At 71.2% G+C, this 17,516-nt stretch carries 14 protein-coding genes and 1 pseudogene; 5 read left to right on the top strand and 10 right to left on the bottom strand.

Annotation, left to right across the window (positions count from 1 at the left end; translation table 11 throughout):
• Positions 1–47: 47 nt before the first annotated feature.
• The 3 genes from NLX94_RS06790 to NLX94_RS06780 all read right to left on the bottom strand — a co-directional run bounded on the left by NLX94_RS06790 (position 48) and on the right by NLX94_RS06780 (position 5,473).
• Positions 48–2,948 (bottom strand): AAA family ATPase, encoded by a 2,901-nt coding sequence (locus NLX94_RS06790; RefSeq protein WP_254381670.1) that lies wholly within the window; start codon positions 2,946–2,948, stop codon positions 48–50.
• A 69-nt stretch (positions 2,949–3,017) separates the two neighbouring features.
• Positions 3,018–4,421 carry a cytochrome P450 gene (locus tag NLX94_RS06785; protein ID WP_254381669.1) on the bottom strand — a complete coding sequence of 468 codons (1,404 nt, stop codon included), beginning with the start codon at positions 4,419–4,421 and terminating at the stop codon, positions 3,018–3,020.
• A 14-nt stretch (positions 4,422–4,435) separates the two neighbouring features.
• A complete protein-coding gene (locus NLX94_RS06780) occupies positions 4,436–5,473 on the bottom strand; it encodes a terpene synthase family protein (protein WP_254381668.1) in 1,038 nt (345 codons plus the stop codon).
• Between the two features lie 438 nt (positions 5,474–5,911).
• Between NLX94_RS06780 and NLX94_RS06775 the strand changes: the two genes are divergently transcribed.
• The 3 genes from NLX94_RS06775 (at position 5,912) to NLX94_RS06765 (ending at position 9,566) form a co-directional block, all read left to right on the top strand.
• Complete coding sequence (locus tag NLX94_RS06775) at positions 5,912–6,343, top strand: hypothetical protein (RefSeq protein WP_254381667.1); 432 nt, start codon at positions 5,912–5,914, stop codon at positions 6,341–6,343.
• A gap of 250 nt (positions 6,344–6,593) precedes the next feature.
• Positions 6,594–7,688, top strand: a complete 1,095-nt coding sequence (locus tag NLX94_RS06770) for a glutamate--cysteine ligase (protein ID WP_254381666.1) — start codon at positions 6,594–6,596, stop codon at positions 7,686–7,688.
• A 126-nt stretch (positions 7,689–7,814) separates the two neighbouring features.
• Positions 7,815–9,566, top strand: a complete 1,752-nt coding sequence (locus NLX94_RS06765) for an FAD-dependent oxidoreductase (protein ID WP_254381665.1) — start codon at positions 7,815–7,817, stop codon at positions 9,564–9,566.
• Here the strand turns inward: NLX94_RS06765 and NLX94_RS06760 are convergent, their stop codons facing one another.
• The 3 genes from NLX94_RS06760 to NLX94_RS06750 form a co-directional block, all read right to left on the bottom strand.
• On the bottom strand, positions 9,567–10,595 hold the full coding sequence (locus tag NLX94_RS06760) for a polyprenyl synthetase family protein (protein ID WP_254381664.1): 1,029 nt from the start codon (positions 10,593–10,595) through the stop codon (positions 9,567–9,569).
• Positions 10,596–10,740: 145 nt separating this feature from the next.
• On the bottom strand, positions 10,741–11,382 hold the full coding sequence (locus tag NLX94_RS06755) for a CE1759 family FMN reductase (RefSeq protein ID WP_254381663.1): 642 nt from the start codon (positions 11,380–11,382) through the stop codon (positions 10,741–10,743).
• Positions 11,379–12,479, bottom strand: a complete 1,101-nt coding sequence (locus NLX94_RS06750) for an LLM class flavin-dependent oxidoreductase (RefSeq protein WP_254381662.1) — start codon at positions 12,477–12,479, stop codon at positions 11,379–11,381. Before NLX94_RS06750 ends, NLX94_RS06755 begins: the two co-directional genes overlap by 4 nt.
• Before the next feature lie 266 nt (positions 12,480–12,745).
• On the opposite strand from NLX94_RS06750, the gene NLX94_RS06745 reads away from it, so the two are divergent.
• Positions 12,746–14,431: a SpoIIE family protein phosphatase gene (locus tag NLX94_RS06745; protein ID WP_254381661.1), complete on the top strand. Its 1,686-nt coding sequence runs from the start codon at positions 12,746–12,748 to the stop codon at positions 14,429–14,431.
• 217 nt (positions 14,432–14,648) lie between these two features.
• Here NLX94_RS06745 and NLX94_RS06740 read toward each other — a convergent pair whose 3' ends face one another.
• The 3 genes from NLX94_RS06740 to NLX94_RS06730 all read right to left on the bottom strand — a co-directional run bounded on the left by NLX94_RS06740 (position 14,649) and on the right by NLX94_RS06730 (position 15,787).
• Positions 14,649–14,945 carry a WhiB family transcriptional regulator gene (locus tag NLX94_RS06740; protein WP_254381660.1) on the bottom strand — a complete coding sequence of 99 codons (297 nt, stop codon included), beginning with the start codon at positions 14,943–14,945 and terminating at the stop codon, positions 14,649–14,651.
• Between the two features lie 216 nt (positions 14,946–15,161).
• On the bottom strand, positions 15,162–15,536 hold the full coding sequence (locus tag NLX94_RS06735) for a PRC-barrel domain-containing protein (protein WP_254381659.1): 375 nt from the start codon (positions 15,534–15,536) through the stop codon (positions 15,162–15,164).
• A 95-nt stretch (positions 15,537–15,631) separates the two neighbouring features.
• Positions 15,632–15,787 carry a hypothetical protein gene (locus NLX94_RS06730; protein ID WP_254381899.1) on the bottom strand — a complete coding sequence of 52 codons (156 nt, stop codon included), beginning with the start codon at positions 15,785–15,787 and terminating at the stop codon, positions 15,632–15,634.
• Between NLX94_RS06730 and NLX94_RS06725 the strand changes: the two are divergent.
• Positions 15,741–15,874 (top strand): annotated as a pseudogene (locus NLX94_RS06725) (polyphosphate kinase 2); the annotation flags it as partial. The gene NLX94_RS06730 and the pseudogene NLX94_RS06725 sit on opposite strands and share 47 nt — an antisense overlap.
• A gap of 43 nt (positions 15,875–15,917) precedes the next feature.
• Here the strand turns inward: NLX94_RS06725 and NLX94_RS06720 are convergent.
• Entirely contained in the window at positions 15,918–17,468 is a 1,551-nt protein-coding gene (locus tag NLX94_RS06720) for a CYTH and CHAD domain-containing protein (RefSeq protein ID WP_254381658.1), read from the bottom strand.
• Between the last annotated feature and the right edge of the window lie 48 nt (positions 17,469–17,516).

Here is a 17,516-nt window from a genome sequence, read left to right as displayed (position 1 = left end):
GGTTCCCTACGGGGGCTGTCAGCGGAGACGGGTACGACGGTGTGCGATCAGGCTCCGAGCGCCCGGTGCAAGCCGAGCCGGTCGGTGCCCAGCTTCGTGAAGACCGCGGACAACAGCTCTGACACCGCTTGGGCGTTGGTGTGCATCGCCGCGGCGATCGCCCTGTTGTCCATCCCCTCCGAGGCGTGGCGGGCAGCCTCGAGCTCGGCGACGGTCAGGGTGTCCTGCTCGGAGGTGTGCAGGCGCCGGGGCCGCAGACCTGCCGAGGCCAGCTGCGTCCTGGCCCGGCTCACGAGCCCCTCCGCGCCGCAGTCGGCGGCCACCTCCATGCCCCGGTACGTCTGCTGCGCCGCCTGGTGCGGGTCGCCGATGGCGTGCAGGGCCAGGCCGTGGTCGATGAGCGCGTGCGCGAGCTCGTAGGCGGCCGGAGACTGTTCGAGGTACTCCACCGCCTCCTGCAGCAGGCCCGCCGCCTGGGACGGGTCCCCGGCCGCGGCCGCGACGCGCAGGGCGTGTCCGATCACGCTGGACGTCCCGAACGCGCGGGCCCGTGCGACCGCTTCGGCCGCCGTGGCCCATGCCTGCCCGGGCGCGTGCGTGGCCTGTGCGAGCGCCAGGTCCAGCTGCCAGGGGCTCCACGAGGGATTGCGCGTCCCGCGCAGATCCAGGCGCCGCCCGGCTGCGGTGAGGTGGTGCTCCGCCTCCTCGATCCTGCCCTGGGCCAGGAGCAGTTTGCCCCACACGGCCTGCGGATCGGGATAGACCACGGCCTGGGGGAAGCCGTCCGCCAGCTTGTAGGCCTTGGCGATGCGCTGGGCCTCGGCGGTGTTTCCCCGGGCGAGCAGCGTCTCGATGAGGGTGCCGATCGCGTACCACTGCGCCGGGATCCCGGTACCGACGCGGTCGGCGATCTGCAGGCCGTTGCGTACGAAGTCCTCGGCCTCGGCGAGCTTCCCGCGCCGGTAGCGGACGTAGCCGAGCAGGGTGCAGACGAAGGACAGGTGGGCGCCGCGCCAGCCCTTCCCCTCGAACTCGATGATCGCGGTGTTGAAGAGGTCCTCGGCCCGGCCGGGCTGGTCGCAGTACATGAGCGTGACCGCGAGGACGGCGGGTACCTCGAAGCCGAAGTCCTGGTCGGTCCAGCTCATGCCCCCGTCGAGCGCCTGTTCCGCGTACTCCAGGGCGGTGGAGGCCGGCTCGCCGCGCATCGCGGCGTCCCAGGCCCGCAGGCCGAGGATGTGCCGCTCGGGCAGACCCCGGCCCGTGAGCCGCTTGGCGAACTGGGCGAGGAGCCGGGAGCGGGCGGGCGAGTTCTCCTCGTCGAAGCGGACGGCGTTCCATTTGAACTGCTCGGCCTGCATGCGCAGCCGTGTACGGGAGCTCGTGGCGCGCCGCGCCTCGTCCGCGAGGAGTCCTGCCGCCAGACCCAGCTGACCCGTGTGGCCGAGCGCCTGGGCGAGCCGGTACGTGATCGCCTCGCGCAGGGCCTGATCGGTCTTGGGCTCCTCCAGCGCGGCCCTGAGCTGGTTGATCGTCGTAGCGGGCTCGTGCAGGAGGTTGGCGGAGCCCAGTTCGAACAGGACCGCAGCGCGGTCCTCCACCTCCGGGGGCTCGCGCAGGGCACGTGCCAGGTAGCGGCGCGCGGCATCGGGAGCGCCCGCGGAGAAGCTCTCGCGCGCGGCCTGGCGCAGCTGCTGGACGACCCACGGGTCGCCCTCGGGGTGCATCTCCAGCAGGTGGCGGGCGGCGGCCGCGGAACCCTGCCCGTCGTCGATGACGGCCTGGGCGGCCATCCCGTGCATGGCTACGCGTACACCGGGCGGAATCGAGCGGTACACGGCGGTGGCGATGAGCGGGTGGAAGAACTCGACGACTTCCTTGCGCCGTACGCCCGTGAGGACGGTCAGGATGCGTGCGGCCCGCAGCCGGTCGATGGCCTCGGCGGCCTGCGCCTCACCGAGGGCGGCCACACCACCGACGATGCCGAGGGGGACCGCGGTGCCGAGCACGGCGGCGGCCCATGCAAGCCGGACGGTGGACGGGCCGAGCTGTTCGAGCCGGTCGATCAGGCCGCTGCCCTTGACCGCGGAGGCCAGGTCGCGCAGTTCGGGGATGCTGCCCTGGTACGGCTTCAGCCCCCGGTCGCGGCCCTTCATGACCAGCTCGACCACCTCGAAGGGGTTTCCGCCGGTGATCGCCCAGCATTCACGGCAGAACACGTTGTCCGCGTTCTCGCCGAGGGCGTCGCGCACGATCCGCGCGACGGCGCTCGTGGTCAGGGGAGCCAGCTCGTGCGGTCGCGTCCCCTGGCGTCCCATGAGGGCGCGCAGCGCGCCGGCGTCGGCGGGGATCTCGTCGGGCCGGCAGGCCACCATGATCAGCACGGCCAGTTCTTCGGCGCGCGCCGCGAAGGAGGTGAGCCAGCTCAGGGACTCCGCGTCCGCCCAGTGCGCGTCGTCGACGATCAGCACGACGGGGGCGTTGCGTACCGCCAGGTGCGTGACCACCCAGTCGAGTCCGTCGCGCACGCCCTGCGGGTCGGGCCCCGTAGGACCCTTCGGGGCGGCGGTCAGCCCGAGCGCGGGGGCGATGATGCCGTACCAGCTGCCGAGCGCGTCGCGCCGTTCGTCCTCGCTCATGGCGGCGAGGGCCGGCTGGATGAGCTGGCGCATCACGTGGAACGGAACCTGCCGCTCCTGCTCGCCGCCGCGCGCGAAGAGCACGGTGCAGGAGCGGCTGGTGGCGTGGCGGCGGGCCTCGCTCAGCAGGGTGGTCTTTCCTATGCCGGCCGATCCGGCGAAGGTCAGGAGACCCCCGCCGCGATGGGCCGCGCCGTTGCCCGAGATGCCGCAGAGCACGTCCACCGCACGTCGGATCGCGAGGACTTCCGCCTCCCGCTCCAGCAGGGGCGGAGTGTTCCAGCTTCTCGGTTCCGTGACCTGTGACATCCCTTGCCCCCTCCAGCACGTGCGGCAGAGTGTACGGGCCCGAGCGGGAGTTGATGTTGTTTCAGCACACTATTGCGGTATCTCATCACTCGTTCGGGCAGAGTGCTGTACCTTCCGCGCCACGGGAATCATCGGCAGTGCACTGGGCTGCGGGATCCCTGCGGGAAGTTCGCGCACGATGATGCCCGGGGCGGGCTTCAGGTGCCATCGCGAGGCGACGGTGGCCACCGCGGTCAGGATCTCCGCTACGGCGAAGGAGTCGCCGATGCACTTGTGCTGGCCGGCCCCGAACGGGACGTAACTGTGCGTACGGGAACGCTCCTTCGCGCCCTTCTGCCAGCGGTCCGGATCGAAGACGCCGGGTTCGGGGAAGAGCGCGGGGTCCCGGTGCAGCGCGTAGGGGCTGTAGGCCAGTTCCGCGCCGGCCGGGATCGAGATTCCGCCGAGGGTGAGGGGAGCCAGGGCCCTGCGGGTGAAGAGCAGGGGGGAATGCAGGCGCAGGGCCTCCTGGAAGACGTCGTGCGTGTAGGTCAGCGCGGGTATGTCTTCGGGACGCACGGGCCGGGACCCCACCACCTTGTCGACTTCGGCGTGGACGCGCGCCTCCACCTCGGGGTGCCGGCCGATCTCGTGGAAGATCCAGGACAAGGTGGTCGCAGAGGTCTCGGTGCCGGCGAGCATGATGGCGATGACCTCGTCCCGCACCTGCCCGGCATCCATCGCCGAGCCCGTCTCGGAGTCCACGCCCGCCAGCAGCATGGAGAGCAGGTCGTGGCGGTCGCCCCGCTCCGCCGGCTCCTCGGCGCGGTACTGCTCGATCACCTCGTCGATGGTCCGGCGCAGCCGGGCGGCCGCGCCGTCGAACCGCCGGTTGTACGGAATGGGCAGCCGGTCCAGCGACTTGGGCATGACCGCACGTACGAGCATGCCCTCCAGGACGATGGGCAGCGAGCGGTGGACCTCGTCGACGGCGGGCCGGCTCAGGTCCCCCGAGAAGATCATCTCGGCAACCGAGGACATCGCGTACCCGCGCGCCTCCGTGACCATGGAGACCTCACGGCCGGCCGTCCACGAGGCGGACATCACCTCCGCCTGCCGGCACATCACCTCGGCGTACTCGGCGATGTGGTTGCGGTGGAAGGCGGGTTGCATCATCCGGCGCTGCTTGCGGTGGAACTCGCCGTCGGTGGTCACGATCCCGTTGCCGAACACCGGGCGGAGCCTGTCGAAGATCCTTCCCCGGCCGAACTGCTGTGCCTGCTGGACCAGTACGGAGTGGACGTGCTCCGGGCTCGTCAGCACGTGGACGGGCCAGGTGCCGATGTCTATCCGTACGATGTCGCCGTATTCCCGGAGCGACTCCAGGAACGCGATCGGCCGACGCCACAGTTGCAGCGCGTGTCCCAGGAGCGGTAACCGTCCCGGGGCGACCGGAGCATGGACCTCGGGACCGGAATGCGCTTCAGATGCCATGGACTGACTTTCCGTCACGCCGCGGAGACAAGATCCGGGCGGGTGTACGCAGACTCCAGTCCGGCCGCGAACCGTTCGTCGCTGTACCGCGTGCATTCATAACGCTGCCACAGGTCGGCGCCGATCATCCAGTCCTCGTAACTGCGCACGCAGCGGGTGACCGCGTCGACCAGCGACGGTTCCGTTCCGGGGAGCGCCTTCACGGCCTGAATCAGACGCTTCTCCTCGGTCAGGTACTGGTCGATGCGCTCCTGGATGCGCCCCTCGACCGCCTGGACGGCGTCGGGGAGGGAGCACCTCTCCCAGAAGGAGATGAGGGAGACGAGGTTGTTGGTGTCCCCGCAGGCGTGCTCCTTCGGCAGGGAGAACACGTCGTTGCCCCATGAGATGACGTCGAGCACGCTCGCGACGAGAGCCTGGAACTCGGGGAGGTCGTGGACGCTCTGCGGGAGGTCGATCCCGAGCCCGGCCTCCACCATGTCCATCATCGGAAGGATCTGGGAGCTGTGGCGGCGCATGAGGACGTATTCCCGGACACTCGGGGCCGTCGCGGCGGCGCGGTTGCCCGCCTCCTGGTCCAAGGAGTGGAGCATGAGGGGGACATGGGTGCGGTAGCGGGCCGCGGTCCCCTCGGACATGCCTGCCAGGATCCGGTCGCACAGGTCGACGAATCCCGTCACCAACGGATTTCGGCCCGCTGCCGACTTCTCGATCCGCCCCGTTCGCAGATAGCCGGTGATCGCATCGGTGACGGGCCGCCAGGCCGCGACCTTTCCCGCCCTGATGAGGTGGTCGTGCTGGTCGTCCAGGACGAACGACCAGGCCATCCACTCGGCGAGGAGGAGAACCCGCTCGTAGGGGACGTCACCGCTCACCCGGCCGGCCAGGTGGCCCACCCCGATGCCGGAGAACTCCTCGGCCGCGGCGGTCACGAGCTCGTGCTGCACCACCCACAAAGTCGCCTCGGCGTTCGCCCGGGCGGCGTCGGGGTGCTTGGAGTTTCCGAACGGAAGGTGGAAGTCGGGCACGGAAAAAGAACTGAGCTGGGCCATTGATCCCCCACGGAAGCATCGGATGCGTCAATACCCGCTCATTACACAACCACGCCGTACACCCGCGACCCCATAGGCACCTCTACTGCGCCATCACCACGGCCCCACCAGGTGGTGGGAGGAACGAACCGGTCACGGACTGGCCTGATCCAGCCTAGCTACGACGACATCAGGCCACCTGTGAACTCATTTACCCTCAAGACGCAGCACGCTGTCAACGTTGGGAGAGTGAACGCGGGTAATCCATCCCGGAATTGCCGAAATCGCATTCCTTTTGAATGTGCAACTGGCATAGTCGATTGCATTCGGGGCGCCTGAGGTTGGGGGTGCGTCGGCAAAGACAGCCGGGGCCGGCCGGGTGGCCGAAGAGCGCCGTCGGAGCGCGGGCCCCTGCCTACACTGCGGCAGGGCGACGGACGTCGGGGGAAGGGCGGAAGCATGGCCGAGAACCATCCGCCGGACCCTGGAGGCACTGCAGCGGAGGCCGACGTCCTCGGCTCCCATCTGGAGTTCTTACGGAAGCGGTTGGGCGGGGAGCAGTTCGAGGTACTCGTCCGAGCCGTCCAGGCAACGTGCACACTCCTGGCCGAGGAACAGCAGGTCCTCCTGGGAGGTCCGCAGGAGGGCAACCTCTCCCCCGACCTCCGGGGGGAGTACCTGTCCCTCTTGGCAGTGATGATCACCGGCCACCTCGATCACCACCTGGTCGAGTTCAGCACCTTGAAGGGCGCCAAGGGCTGGGCGGTCGTGGAGAACGCCCCCACCCAACCCCCCGGCGCACCCCCGCCCACACGCGACGCGACGCAACACGCACGGATCGACGGCCGCCTCGACGACATCACCCGCACGACCGACTCCCCAGCTCCCTGACCGAAGCGCCGGAACCAACAGCCCGCGCCGGGCCGTCGCGCATGCCTCCGCCGCCGGCTCGCGAACCTGCCGCGCGAGACGTGTCGGGCGTTACGAGGGATTCGCGGCGGCGGCCGGCCCGTCGAGCTCCGTGCCGGATCCGGGGTCGGCGCCGCAGCTCACCGTACCCACGCCGCAACCCTGCGGTACCGCACCGGTCGGGCCTGAGGTCCGGGCGCGTGATCAAGGCGCGGCGGGGTAGCCGCAGGACGTGATCACGGTCGGCGTCGAGGAAGAGTACTTGCTGGTGGACCCGGTGAGCGGGCTGCCGACGCCCAGGGTGGAGGACGTGAGCCGCACGGCCGGGCTCGGATCGCTCGCCGAACGGGGCGAGGTGCAGGACGAGCTGCTCCAGGCGCAGATCGAGGTGGCCACCCCCGTGTGCTCGACCCTGGACGAGGTGGGAGGCCACCTGCTGCGCCTGCGCCACGCCGTGGCCTCCGCCGCGGAGGCCAACGGCTGCCGCATCGCCGCCACGGGGGCAGCGCCGGTCCGCGGCCCCCTCCCGGTGCCCGTGACCCCGACCCAGCGCTACCTGCGGATGGAGGGCGCTGCCCGGCAACTGGTCGATGAGCACCTGATCTGCGGCACGCACGTCCACGTGGCGGTCCCCGACCCCGACACGGGGGTCGCGGTGCTGAACCGGATCCGCGGCTGGCTGCCGACACTGCTGGCCATGTCCGGCAACTCTCCGTTGTGGGAGGGCCGTGACACGGGCTTCGCGAGCTGGCGCACCATCGTCTTCAGCCGCTGGCCGGTGAGCGGCCCGCCGCCGGCATTCGACGGCTTCGCCGACTACGAGCGGCGCTTGGAGGCCCTGGTGGGGTCCGGGGTCATCGCCGACCGGGGCCAGGTGTACTGGCAGGCCCGGCTCTCCGACCGTTACCCGACCATCGAGGTGCGCTGCCCGGACGTCCAGCTCCGTGCCGACGACGCCGTCATGCTCGCCGGCATCGTACGGGCCCTGGTCGCCACGGCGATCACGGAGGAGAAGGCGGGCGCACCACTGCCCGTGAGCGACCCGGAGCTCGTGCAGGCCGGAAACTGGCACGCGGCCCGGTACGGCCTGAACCGAACCCTGGTGGACCCGTACGGTCACCCTCACAGCAGCGGAGACGTGCTCTGCTCACTGCTGCGCCACATCACCCCTGCCCTGGACGATGCGGGCGACCTCAGAGAGGTCAGCGGCCTCGTCCACCGGCTCCTGCAGGAAGGCACCCCGGCCGACCGCCAGCGCCGCGCCTTGGCCGAGGGCGGACTGCCGGGACTGCTGTCGCTGCTCACCGGTGCGACGCCCACGGCCTGATCCCCGGAGCGCGGGAGAACCACCCCTACGACCGCAAAGTCCGGCGCGGTGCCCGCGTCGATGTGGTGATGTTGCCCGGCGCGCCCAGACCTTCTGTGCCGCGAGGGGACGGATCGGGGGTCATGCGTGCAAGCGCGGGCAGAGGTGGTCGGGAGCGGCAAGGCGAAGGGCCCTCGGGCCGGGGTGCGGGCCGGTCGCCGGGTGGTCGTGATCGGCGGAGGCCCCGCCGGACTGACCGCGGCGCTGGAACTGGCCGAGCGGGGATTCACCGTGACGGTGGTCGAGGCCCGCGCTCTGGGCGGCAAGGCCCGTAGCATCCCGGTGCCGGGCACGGGCCGGGACGGGCGCCGCGACCTCCCCGGAGAGCACGGCTTCCGCTTCTTTCCCGGGTTCTACCGGAACGTCACCGGGACCATGGCCCGGATTCCCTCCCCCGCGGGCGGCGCCGTCGGCCGTACCGTGGCCGATCGGCTGGTGGCCACGTCGGAGGTGCTGTACGCGCGGGACCGGGGCCGGGACGGGGTGGTCGTGGACATTTCCGGCACCGCCGCGACGCGGACCGTCGAGGCGACCCTGCGCGCCGTGGGCCGGCTGTTGTCCCGTACCCCCGGCCTGTCCCCTCAGGAGAGCGCCCACTTCGCCAACCGGCTGCTCGTCTACGCCACCAGCGGCCGCGCGCGGCACGACGACGAGTTCGAGAACACCTCATGGTGGGATTTCACGGCCGGGGCCACCGCCTCGGAGGAGTACCGGCGGCTCTGCGTGATCGGCCCGACCCGCAGCCTTGTCGCGGCGAAGGCCGAGGTGGCCAGCGTGGCGTCCATCGGCCGCACCCAGGTGGAGTTCTGGTCGGGGCTGCTCGGCAGGGCCGGCCACGCGGAGGCGGACCGGGTCCTCGACGCGCCGACGACGGAGGCGTGGATCGGGCCGTGGGCGGCGCACCTCGTGGGTCTGGGGGTCCGGTTCCTGGTGGGGCACCGGGTCACCCGGCTGCGGACGGCACGCGGCGTGGTGCGGGCAGCCGTCGTCCGGACCCCGTCCGGAGTCCTGCGGGAGATCGAGGCCGACTGGTTCGTCTGCGCCGTCCCGGCCGAGGCGGCGGTGCGGACCCTCGGCCCGGAGGTGTGCGAGCTGGACGACTCGCTCGCGGGCATCGACCGGCTGGAGACGGACTGGATGACCGGTGTGCAGTTCTTCCTGCGCGAGCCGACGCCGCTCGTCCGGGGACACGTGATCCATGTGGACTCTCCCTGGGCGCTGACGTCCATCGCCCAGGCCCAGTTCTGGTCGGGCTTCGTCTTCTCGGACCGGTACGGCGACGGCACGGTGCGCGACTGCCTGTCCGTGGACGTGTCGGCGTGGGACGTGCCCGGCCCGCTGACCGGGAAACCTGCTCGCGCGTGCACCCGCGAGGAGGCGCTCAGGGAGGTGTGGCACCAGTTGGCGGACTCGTTGCGGCTCGACGGACGGGACCTGCTGTCCCCGGAACTGGTGCGGTCCTGCTTCACCGACCCCGCGATCACGTGGCCCACCGAGCCGGGCGCCCTCGCCCGCAACTCGGATCCGCTGCTGATCAGCACGGCGGGGTCGCGCCGGTGGCGCCCCCGGCCCGCGGGCAAGATACCCAACCTCTTCCAGGCCGGGGACCACGTGGACGTCGACCTCAACCTCGCGACGATGGAAGCCGCCGACCAGAGCGCCAAGGCGGCCGTCAACGCCCTCCTCGCGACGGCCGGTTCGCGGGCTGCCGACTGCGTCGTGCACCGCCGGCCGGAAGCTCCCGAACTCGCCCGGCTGCGGATCCTGGACGACGAGCTGCACGCAGCGGGCCTGCCCAACGCCTTCGACCGGCCGGCTCCTTGGCTGAAGCCCCGGTGATCAATGGGCGCGCCCGACGACGAAAGCAGCGAGGGCCCGCAGGTCCCCTGCCGCCTGCTGGGACGGCGGGCAGACCCGGTCGAGAGCGTCCAGAGCCAGCCGTTCGTGGGCCCGCGCCGCCGCCTCCGACACGGCTCGGGCACCAGTGCGGTCCAGAAGCCGGCGTACCTCGCCGGTCTGCGCCGGGTTCCACTGCCCGGGCATCGCATAGAGCTCGTGCAGCCGACGGGAGACGGACCCTTCGGTCCCCGTCACGTCCGCGGCCAGGGCCACGGCCACCGGGTGGGACTTCTTGCGGGCCGTCAGGTCGGCGCCGGCCGGCTTACCGGTGACGGCCGGGTCGCCCCAGACGCCGAGGACGTCGTCGACGATCTGGAAGGCGATGCCGAGGTGCTCGCCGAAGGCGGCCAGCTCGCCGGCCGCTTCCGGAGCGGCCCCCAGAGCGCACGCGCAGGCGAACAGCGAGCCGGTCTTGTCCGCGTGCACGCGGAGCGTGGCACCGGCGCCGGGGCACGCTTCCTCCTCCAGAGCAAGATCGAGGGCCTGCCCCTGGGCCAGGCGTACGAGCGCGTCACCGAGCAGGCCGGCGGCCCGCGCGGACGCGCGCAGCCTCCGCAGGTCCCCGGGGCCGCCCACCGGGCCGGGTGCCCCGGGAACGCCGAGGAAGACCAGTTCGAGGGCGTGCGGGATGAGGGCGCCCACGGCCGACTCGACGGCGGCGGCTCCGAACACCCGCCACGCCGCGGGCCTGCCCCGCCGCACCTCGTCCTTGTCCATGACGTCGTCGTGGAGGAGGGAGACCGCATGGAGCATCTCCACGGCCGCAGCCCCCGCCCGGACCAGGGAGTCCCCTTCAGTGCCGGGACCACCGCCGGCGGCGCGGGCGGCCGCGAAGACGAGCGCCGCCCGTACCGCCTTCCCCCGCCCGCCCTCGGCCACGGGCCGGCCCTCGGCGTCCCGCCATCCCCATTGATAGGCGAGCACCTCCGCCGCGGGAGGGTCCACCCGCTCCAGCAACGGGGCGATCACCGCGTCCGTACGCCTCCGAGCCTCGACGAGGAGGCCATGAACCCTGGACGGGGGACGACGGGAGGCAACCGGCACGAATCCTCCGGACGGGTCGGCCGACCGGATCGGCGGGGCGGCGCGAGCAGGGCACCCAACGCGCCTGAGGCTACTGGACCCGCAGTGCAGCCAGCCGTTGTTCGAACGGCACCACAGGGAGGCCGTCCGTCTGATCCACCGACGTGATCGCCCCTGTCAGCGAGCGGGGTGCGATCGCAGGGGTGGTGTCGAGGTTCGGGGCAGCGGGTGCCATGAAGCGCGCCAGCTCCGTGCTCGCGCGGGTGATGCGCTGCGCCAGGCCCTCGTCGCCCCAGTCTTCCGAGGCCGCGTACACGGCGGTCGGCACGACGATCGCGCGCAGGTAGGTGAAGAGCGGGCGCAGGGCGTGTTCGGTGACCAGGGAGTGCCGGGCCGTGCCGCCGGTCGCTCCGATGAGGACCGGCTTTCCGGTGAGTGCGTCCTTGTCGATGAGGTCGAAGAACGACTTGAACAGGCCGCTGTACGACGCCGCGAAAACCGGCGTCACGGCGATGAGGCCGTCCGCGGCGGCCACCGCGTCGAGTGCGGCGGCGAGCCGGGCGGGCGGGAAACCGGTGACGAGGTGCTGGGCGATCTCCGTCGCCAGCTCCCTCAGTTCGATCACTTCCGGCTCGGCGTCCACGTGGCCGAGTGCCGCGGCCGTCAGGCGGTCGGCGAGCAGGCGCGTGGAGGAGGGCACGCTCAGTCCGGCTGAGACGACGACGAGCTTCATGCCCCTGCCTCCTGCTCCGTGGCGTCCTGGGCCGCCGCCACGCGGGCGGAGTGCGTCGGCGCGTCCGGTACGCCGGCCGGGCGGAGGTTCGCGAACTCCTTGCGGAGGACCGGTACGACCTCCTCGCCGAGGAGGTCGAGCTGCTCCAGGACGGTCTTCAGCGGCAGGCCCGCGTGGTCCATCAGGAAGAGCTGGCGCTGGTAGTCGCCGGCGTACTCCCGGAAGGACAGGGTTCGCTCGATGACCTGCTGGGGCGAGCCGACGGTCAGGGGGGTCTGGGAGGTGAACTCCTCCAAGGACGGACCGTGGCCGTAAACGGGTGCGTTGTCGAAGTACGGGCGGAACTCGCGGACCGCGTCCTGGGAGTTCTTGCGCATGAAGACCTGGCCACCGAGGCCGACGATGGCCTGTTCGGGGGTGCCGTGCCCGTAGTGGGCGTAGCGCTGCCGGTACAGGTTCACCATCTGCTTGGTGTGGGAGGCGGGCCAGAAGATGTTGTTGTGGAAGAAGCCGTCGCCGTAGTAGGCGGCCTGCTCGGCGATCTCGGGCGAGCGGATGGAGCCGTGCCAGACGAAGGGCGCGACGCCGTCGAGGGGGCGGGGGGTGGAGGTGAAGGACTGCAGCGTGGTACGGAACTTGCCCTTCCAGGTGACGACGTCCTCGTCCCACAGCCGGCGCAGCAGCGCGTAATTCTCGATGGCGAGGTCGATGCCGTCGCGGATGTCCTTCCCGAACCAGGGGTAGACCGGGCCGGTGTTGCCGCGGCCCATCATCACGTCGACGCGGCCGTCCGCGACGTGCTGGAGCATCGCAAAGTCCTCGGCGATCTTCACCGGGTCGTTCGTGGTGATCAGCGTCGTCGACGTGGAGAGGATCAGGTTCTCCGTGCGCGCGGCGATGTAGCCGAGCATCGTCGTCGGCGAGGAGGGGACGAAGGGCGGGTTGTGGTGCTCGCCGGTGGCGAAGACATCGAGGCCGACCTCCTCGGCCTTCTGCGCGATGGCGAGCATCGCCTTGATGCGCTCGTGCTCGCCGGGCGTGCGTCCGGTCGTCGGATCGGCCGTGACGTCACCGACGCTGAAGATCCCGAACTGCATGGCTCGTCCCCTTCCCAGGTTTGTTTACGTTTCAACTATACCCCGCAACCGGGGGCACTCCCGAGGTATTCCCGCGTGCAGCGCGGCTCCGCCACGACGCGCTGCGCACGTCCGCACAGCGGGTGCGAGATCCGCCGGGCCCCCGCCGGGAACGGCCTGAACGGCACGCCGCCGCCTCGGCCGCACGGGCCTAGGATGGTGCCCTGACCTGCGCGGTGCAGGCCAGGGGGCGGTCCGGCCCCGGGTACGCCTGGGAAGGAAATCGGTTGAATCGGTTCGCCCGGCTCGCCACCCGCGTGCTCGCGGTCCCGCTGGGCCTCGTATGCCTGGAGCCGGCCGGCGAAGCCGCCGGCGCGCTCCCCGAGTGCTGGCCGCCCGCAACGAGACCCGACCAGGCAGTACTGGAGTGCTGCCGCCGCGTCGCGGAGGACGGTCGCCCCCTGTTCCTGTCGAGGGCCGGTGACGGTACCGCGGCCTTTTCGTTCGCCGGTGTCCCCCTGGTCGGAAGTTCCGGCGAGCTCCTCGGCGTCCTCGCCGTCATGGACCCCGGCCTCCGTCTCTGGACCGAGGACGAAGTACAGGACCTCTCGGACCTGGCCGCCGCGTACAGTGCCCAGGCCCGGATGCGGGCGCGCACCGAGATCGGGCGTCAGGCCCGCGAAGCAGCCGAGGAAGAGTCCTCCCGGGTGCACGAGCTGCTCAACCGCTCGGAGCTGCTCCTGCGGGCCTCCGAGGATCTCGCCGACACCCGCGGCCTGGACGACGTACGACAACGGGTCGGAGACCTGGTCAGCGGGGACCTCAAGCCCGCCCGGGTCGACCTGATCCTGGTCCGGCAGGGGACGCTCCACCGCGTACCGAGTCCCGTCGACGGTGACGCGCCCCTCGGAGGTGTTCCCGGGCAGTTCGCCCTCGCCTCGCACTGGCCGGTCTCGCGTGCGGTGCGCGAGAACCGGATGGTCGTGGTCGTGGACGCGCATGCGGACCCCGACGCCCCCGGCGGCACCGTGGCGGGCCCGGGATTCGACGCCCTGAACCTGCACACCGCCGCCTGCCTGCCCCTGCGCGGCACGCACAGCGTGCTCGGCGCCCTCGTCCTGGGGTGGGACACCCCACACGAGATCGGCTTGGACGAACGGGCGGTGCTGACCACGCTCGCCGGCTACACCGCCCAGGCGGTCGAACGCGCACTCCACCTCGACGACCGCGTCACGGCGGCCAGCCAGCTCCAGCGGGCCATGCTCACCGACCTCCCCGATACGCCCGGTCTGGAACTGGCCGCCTTGTACCGGCCCGCCGCACGGGACGACATGGTCGGCGGAGACTGGTACGACGCCTACCCATTGCCCCGAGCACCGGCCGGCGTCGCAGGGGCGCTGGCCCTCACGGTCGGCGACATCACCGGACACGACATGCGGGCCGCCGCCCTCATGGGTCAGGTCCGCAGCATGCTGCGCCAAGCGGACCACGACCACCCCGGTCAGGGACCGGAACAGGCCCTCAGCGCCCTCGAGCGGGCCTGCCGGCGCCTGAACCTGCCGGCCAGCGGCACCGCCGTCCACGCACACATCCATCCGGCGGCAGACGGTCACTGGCACCTGAAGTGGAGCAACGCCGGCCATCCCGCCCCGCTCCTGCTCACCCCGGACGGCAGGGTGGAGAACCTCACCGCACACGACGTCCTGCTGCACCACGCCCTGCCGCCCGGGCCCCGCACCTGCGGAACCCGTTCACTCCCCCCGGGCAGCACGCTGCTGCTGTACACCGACGGGCTGGTCGAGGAACGCGGCACTGACATCGACGAGAACGTCGAGCGGCTCGTCCGAGAGCTCGCCACGGCCCCTCCAGGGATCCGGCTGCACGCCTTGCTGCGCTCGCTCCTGGACACCATCGGACCTCAGGAGGCCCAGGACGACACCGTCCTGTTCGCGGTGCGCGTCCCCGCCCCCTGACCCGGACCGCACGACCAACCTGACGACCAACCGCCCCGGGTCCTTCCCGGCGGGATACGGACACCCGGTCAGGTGTCGGATCACTTCGCAGGGGAGCACTCCGCGGCTGGACCGGCCCCGGTCGCGTCGCGGCTCGACCGAGGAGGACTGTGCGGCGCATTCGCCGACCGCGGCCACCGTGAAGACGCTCGCCGCACGTCCCCGCGGTCGGCGAAGGTCAAGCCGTGGAAGGCAACGCCGGCCGCTCCGCTTCCCCGGTCCGCAGCCGACGCCTCTCGGGCTCGCTGAGACCGCCCCAGATCCCGAACGGCTCGGCGACCTTCAGCGCGTGCCGCAGGCAGTCGCGCTGCACCGGGCACAGCGCGCACACCTCTTTCGCCGCCTCGTCCCGCCGTTCGCGGTCCGGCCCCCGCTCGCCCCTGGGGTGGAAGAACAGGCGCGAGCCCAGTTCACGGCAAGCGGCCTCCTCCTGCCACAACCAGTGGTGCTCGGCTCGACCGGGCAGACGCGACACGTTTCCCACCTCTGAACCTCCATCGGATGCGCACCGCGTTCGGATGCACGTTCCCTGCCCGTCTGGCCCGTCCGACGGAGCTCAAACAGCGAGCTGGAAGTGTGATGCAACATCCTTGCGCCCACGGCCAGTTGCTCGCTCGGCGGCCACGATGGGCGTGGGCCACGACTCGGCACGTCGGGGCCCTCAGAGGTCAGATCAGAAAGTGACGTCCGGTCAGACAATGCGGCCGCCGAAGGGGCCTCCGGCGCCGGTGGAGTAGTAAGTACCGAGTTCCGCACGGTATTCGGGGTCGCCGAGGTGCTTCTCGCGGTGGAACTCCGGGGAGTTCTTGACCTGTTCCTTGGTTTGGTCGACGTGGACCCTCCGCTCGGCCGGGTCGATCCGGGTCACGGTGCTCGCCGGGAGCAGGACCTCCTTGCCGAAGATCCAGACCCCGGTGTCCACCACCAGATAGGCGTCACCGGCCTCGTCGGAATGCTTGTCGATCTTGCCGATGTGGCCGTCGGTGGCCTCGACCGTGTAGCCGGTCAGATCGGTGCCCGCCAGGTGGCCGGCCGTCGACTTGTAGCTCCACACATGCTCAGTCACGCGAAACAACTCCTTCTGTCTGGTGTCGTACGCGGCGGCGTCAGCGCCCCCTCCCTGACACGCCTGCCACGCCCGCGGTCTTTCATGCGTCTGTGTCAGAGTTCGGCACGGGTGGCGGACTGGGCGGCCCGTACGGCGACGTTGGCCGCGTCCTCCACGGGCGGCGCAGCCGGAGCTCCGCCCCCAGCCAAGGTCCAGCCGCACCGCCGGGTCGACCCGGTGCGGCAGTGGAAGCTCTCGGCCACGGACATCGCGTCGTTGGGCTGTGGGACGCGTACACGACCGCCAAGGTCGACATGTTCCGGGCCACCGACACCGAGCACGCCCCGTGGACCGTACGCGTCGCGTCTGCAGGCGGCCTTGCCCCACGCTGCGGGCCGGTCAGCGACAGAGCGCTTTCCGCCGAGCCGCGGGGCGTACGCGCGCCCAGATTTCGGGGAGCCCGCGCTCGCAGTCGGCTGCGGCGGCCCGCTCCTGACCGGCGAGCAGGCCCCAGGTGAACCCCGGCTCCCCCGCTGCGTGCGCGGACACCGCCAGGCTCCGCAGCTCCTCACAGGCCACGACGCCGTCATGGTGGGCGCCGGCCAGCCTCTGGACGGCTTTGGCGCGCTTGCCGAGACGCCTGGCCGGCTTTCCCAGGCAAGGTCCGGCAGCCTCCGCCGCATAGCGGAGGCTCTTTGCCGTCTTGCGGGCCTCGTGAATCGCGGTGCCGCGCTCAGGTCCGGAGGTGAGGTCCCGTGCGGGGCCCATCCGCCGGGCCAGTCGCTCGTAGTCCTTGCGGAGTGCCTTGACCATGACCTTCTCCGGATTTCCGGCCGCCTTGGCACGGAGCGGCGGGTCCTCGACCAGGAGCAGCAAGGCGTCCAGCAGGCGAAGGTAGCGGCGCGACGACAGGGCCTGAAGAGTGCGTCGGCGTCCTTCGGACCCGTCCCGCGCATCCCACAACACGAGGCGGGCATTGACCGGGCCGAGGACCAGTTCGCCGGGAAGATCGCGCACCGCTGCGGTGAACCTGTCCCGGAGCACCTCGTGGTCGCGCTCCACGCCCAGCTCCCCTGCCAGCCACTTCAGTTCCCGACGGATGGGATCGGTGGCCTCGCGGGCGAGGACGGAGCGATACGTACGTACGCATCCGCGCAGACGACGAATGCTGGTCCGCATCTGGTGTACGGCGTCGGGCAGTCCGCGACGGGCAGCGGGGTCGAGGTCCCTGAGGGCGGCGGTCTGGTGGCGCAGGTAGGCCAGCACGTGGTCCCCGGCCGAGCCGGGGACGACCCCGGAGGCGGTCGCCCCCTCCGCCACCGGCTGCGGCCCTTCAGGGAAGCCCGTCGTCTCTTCCAAGGCACGGATCATCTTGGACGGGCTGCGCGACCGTTCCATGCCGTTGTGCCGCAGAATCTCTTCGATTCCGTCCAGCAGGGCGTTGTCGCCGCCATCGGCGAGTTCCACTTCCCTCTCCGTCCATGCCGTACGGGCACCGGCGGTGAGCAGTGCGTCCGCCGAGACGGCGTCCACACTGAGTTCGGCGAGGGTTTCTCCTCCTGCATCCAGGAGGTGGTGCAGGGTACGAGTGGTGCGGATCAGAATCACCGGACGGAGCGCCGCACCGCGGGTGCGGGAGAGCACGAGATCACTCAGTTCCCCGGGAACGTCCCCTGATGACAGCGGGGCCCGGAGTTCCTCGCGGCTGTCGTCCGCGAGCGGCAGTTTGAGGTGCCACCCGGCATCCTCGCCGCCTGTACGTCGCCTCAAGGTGCCACCGCTGCGGGTCAGCCGTAGGTCGTCGGTGTCGTAATAGACGGCTTCCAGGTCCTGCGTGCCGCGCCCCACGAGCGAGACCACCCCGTCGAGGCCGGCGAGGCTCTGCGGCCACGAACAGTCGTCGGACGCGGACTCGTACTTACGCTCTGTTTCCAGTGTCGAAACGGCCATACAAACCGCCTTGACGAAATCCGCGGTTTCAAACCTCTGCTCCTCACG

Source organism: Streptomyces sp. TBY4 (genome assembly GCF_024213195.1).
Taxonomy (GTDB): Bacteria; Actinomycetota; Actinomycetes; order Streptomycetales; family Streptomycetaceae; genus Streptomyces.
This window is presented reverse-complemented; position numbering and strand designations above follow the sequence as displayed.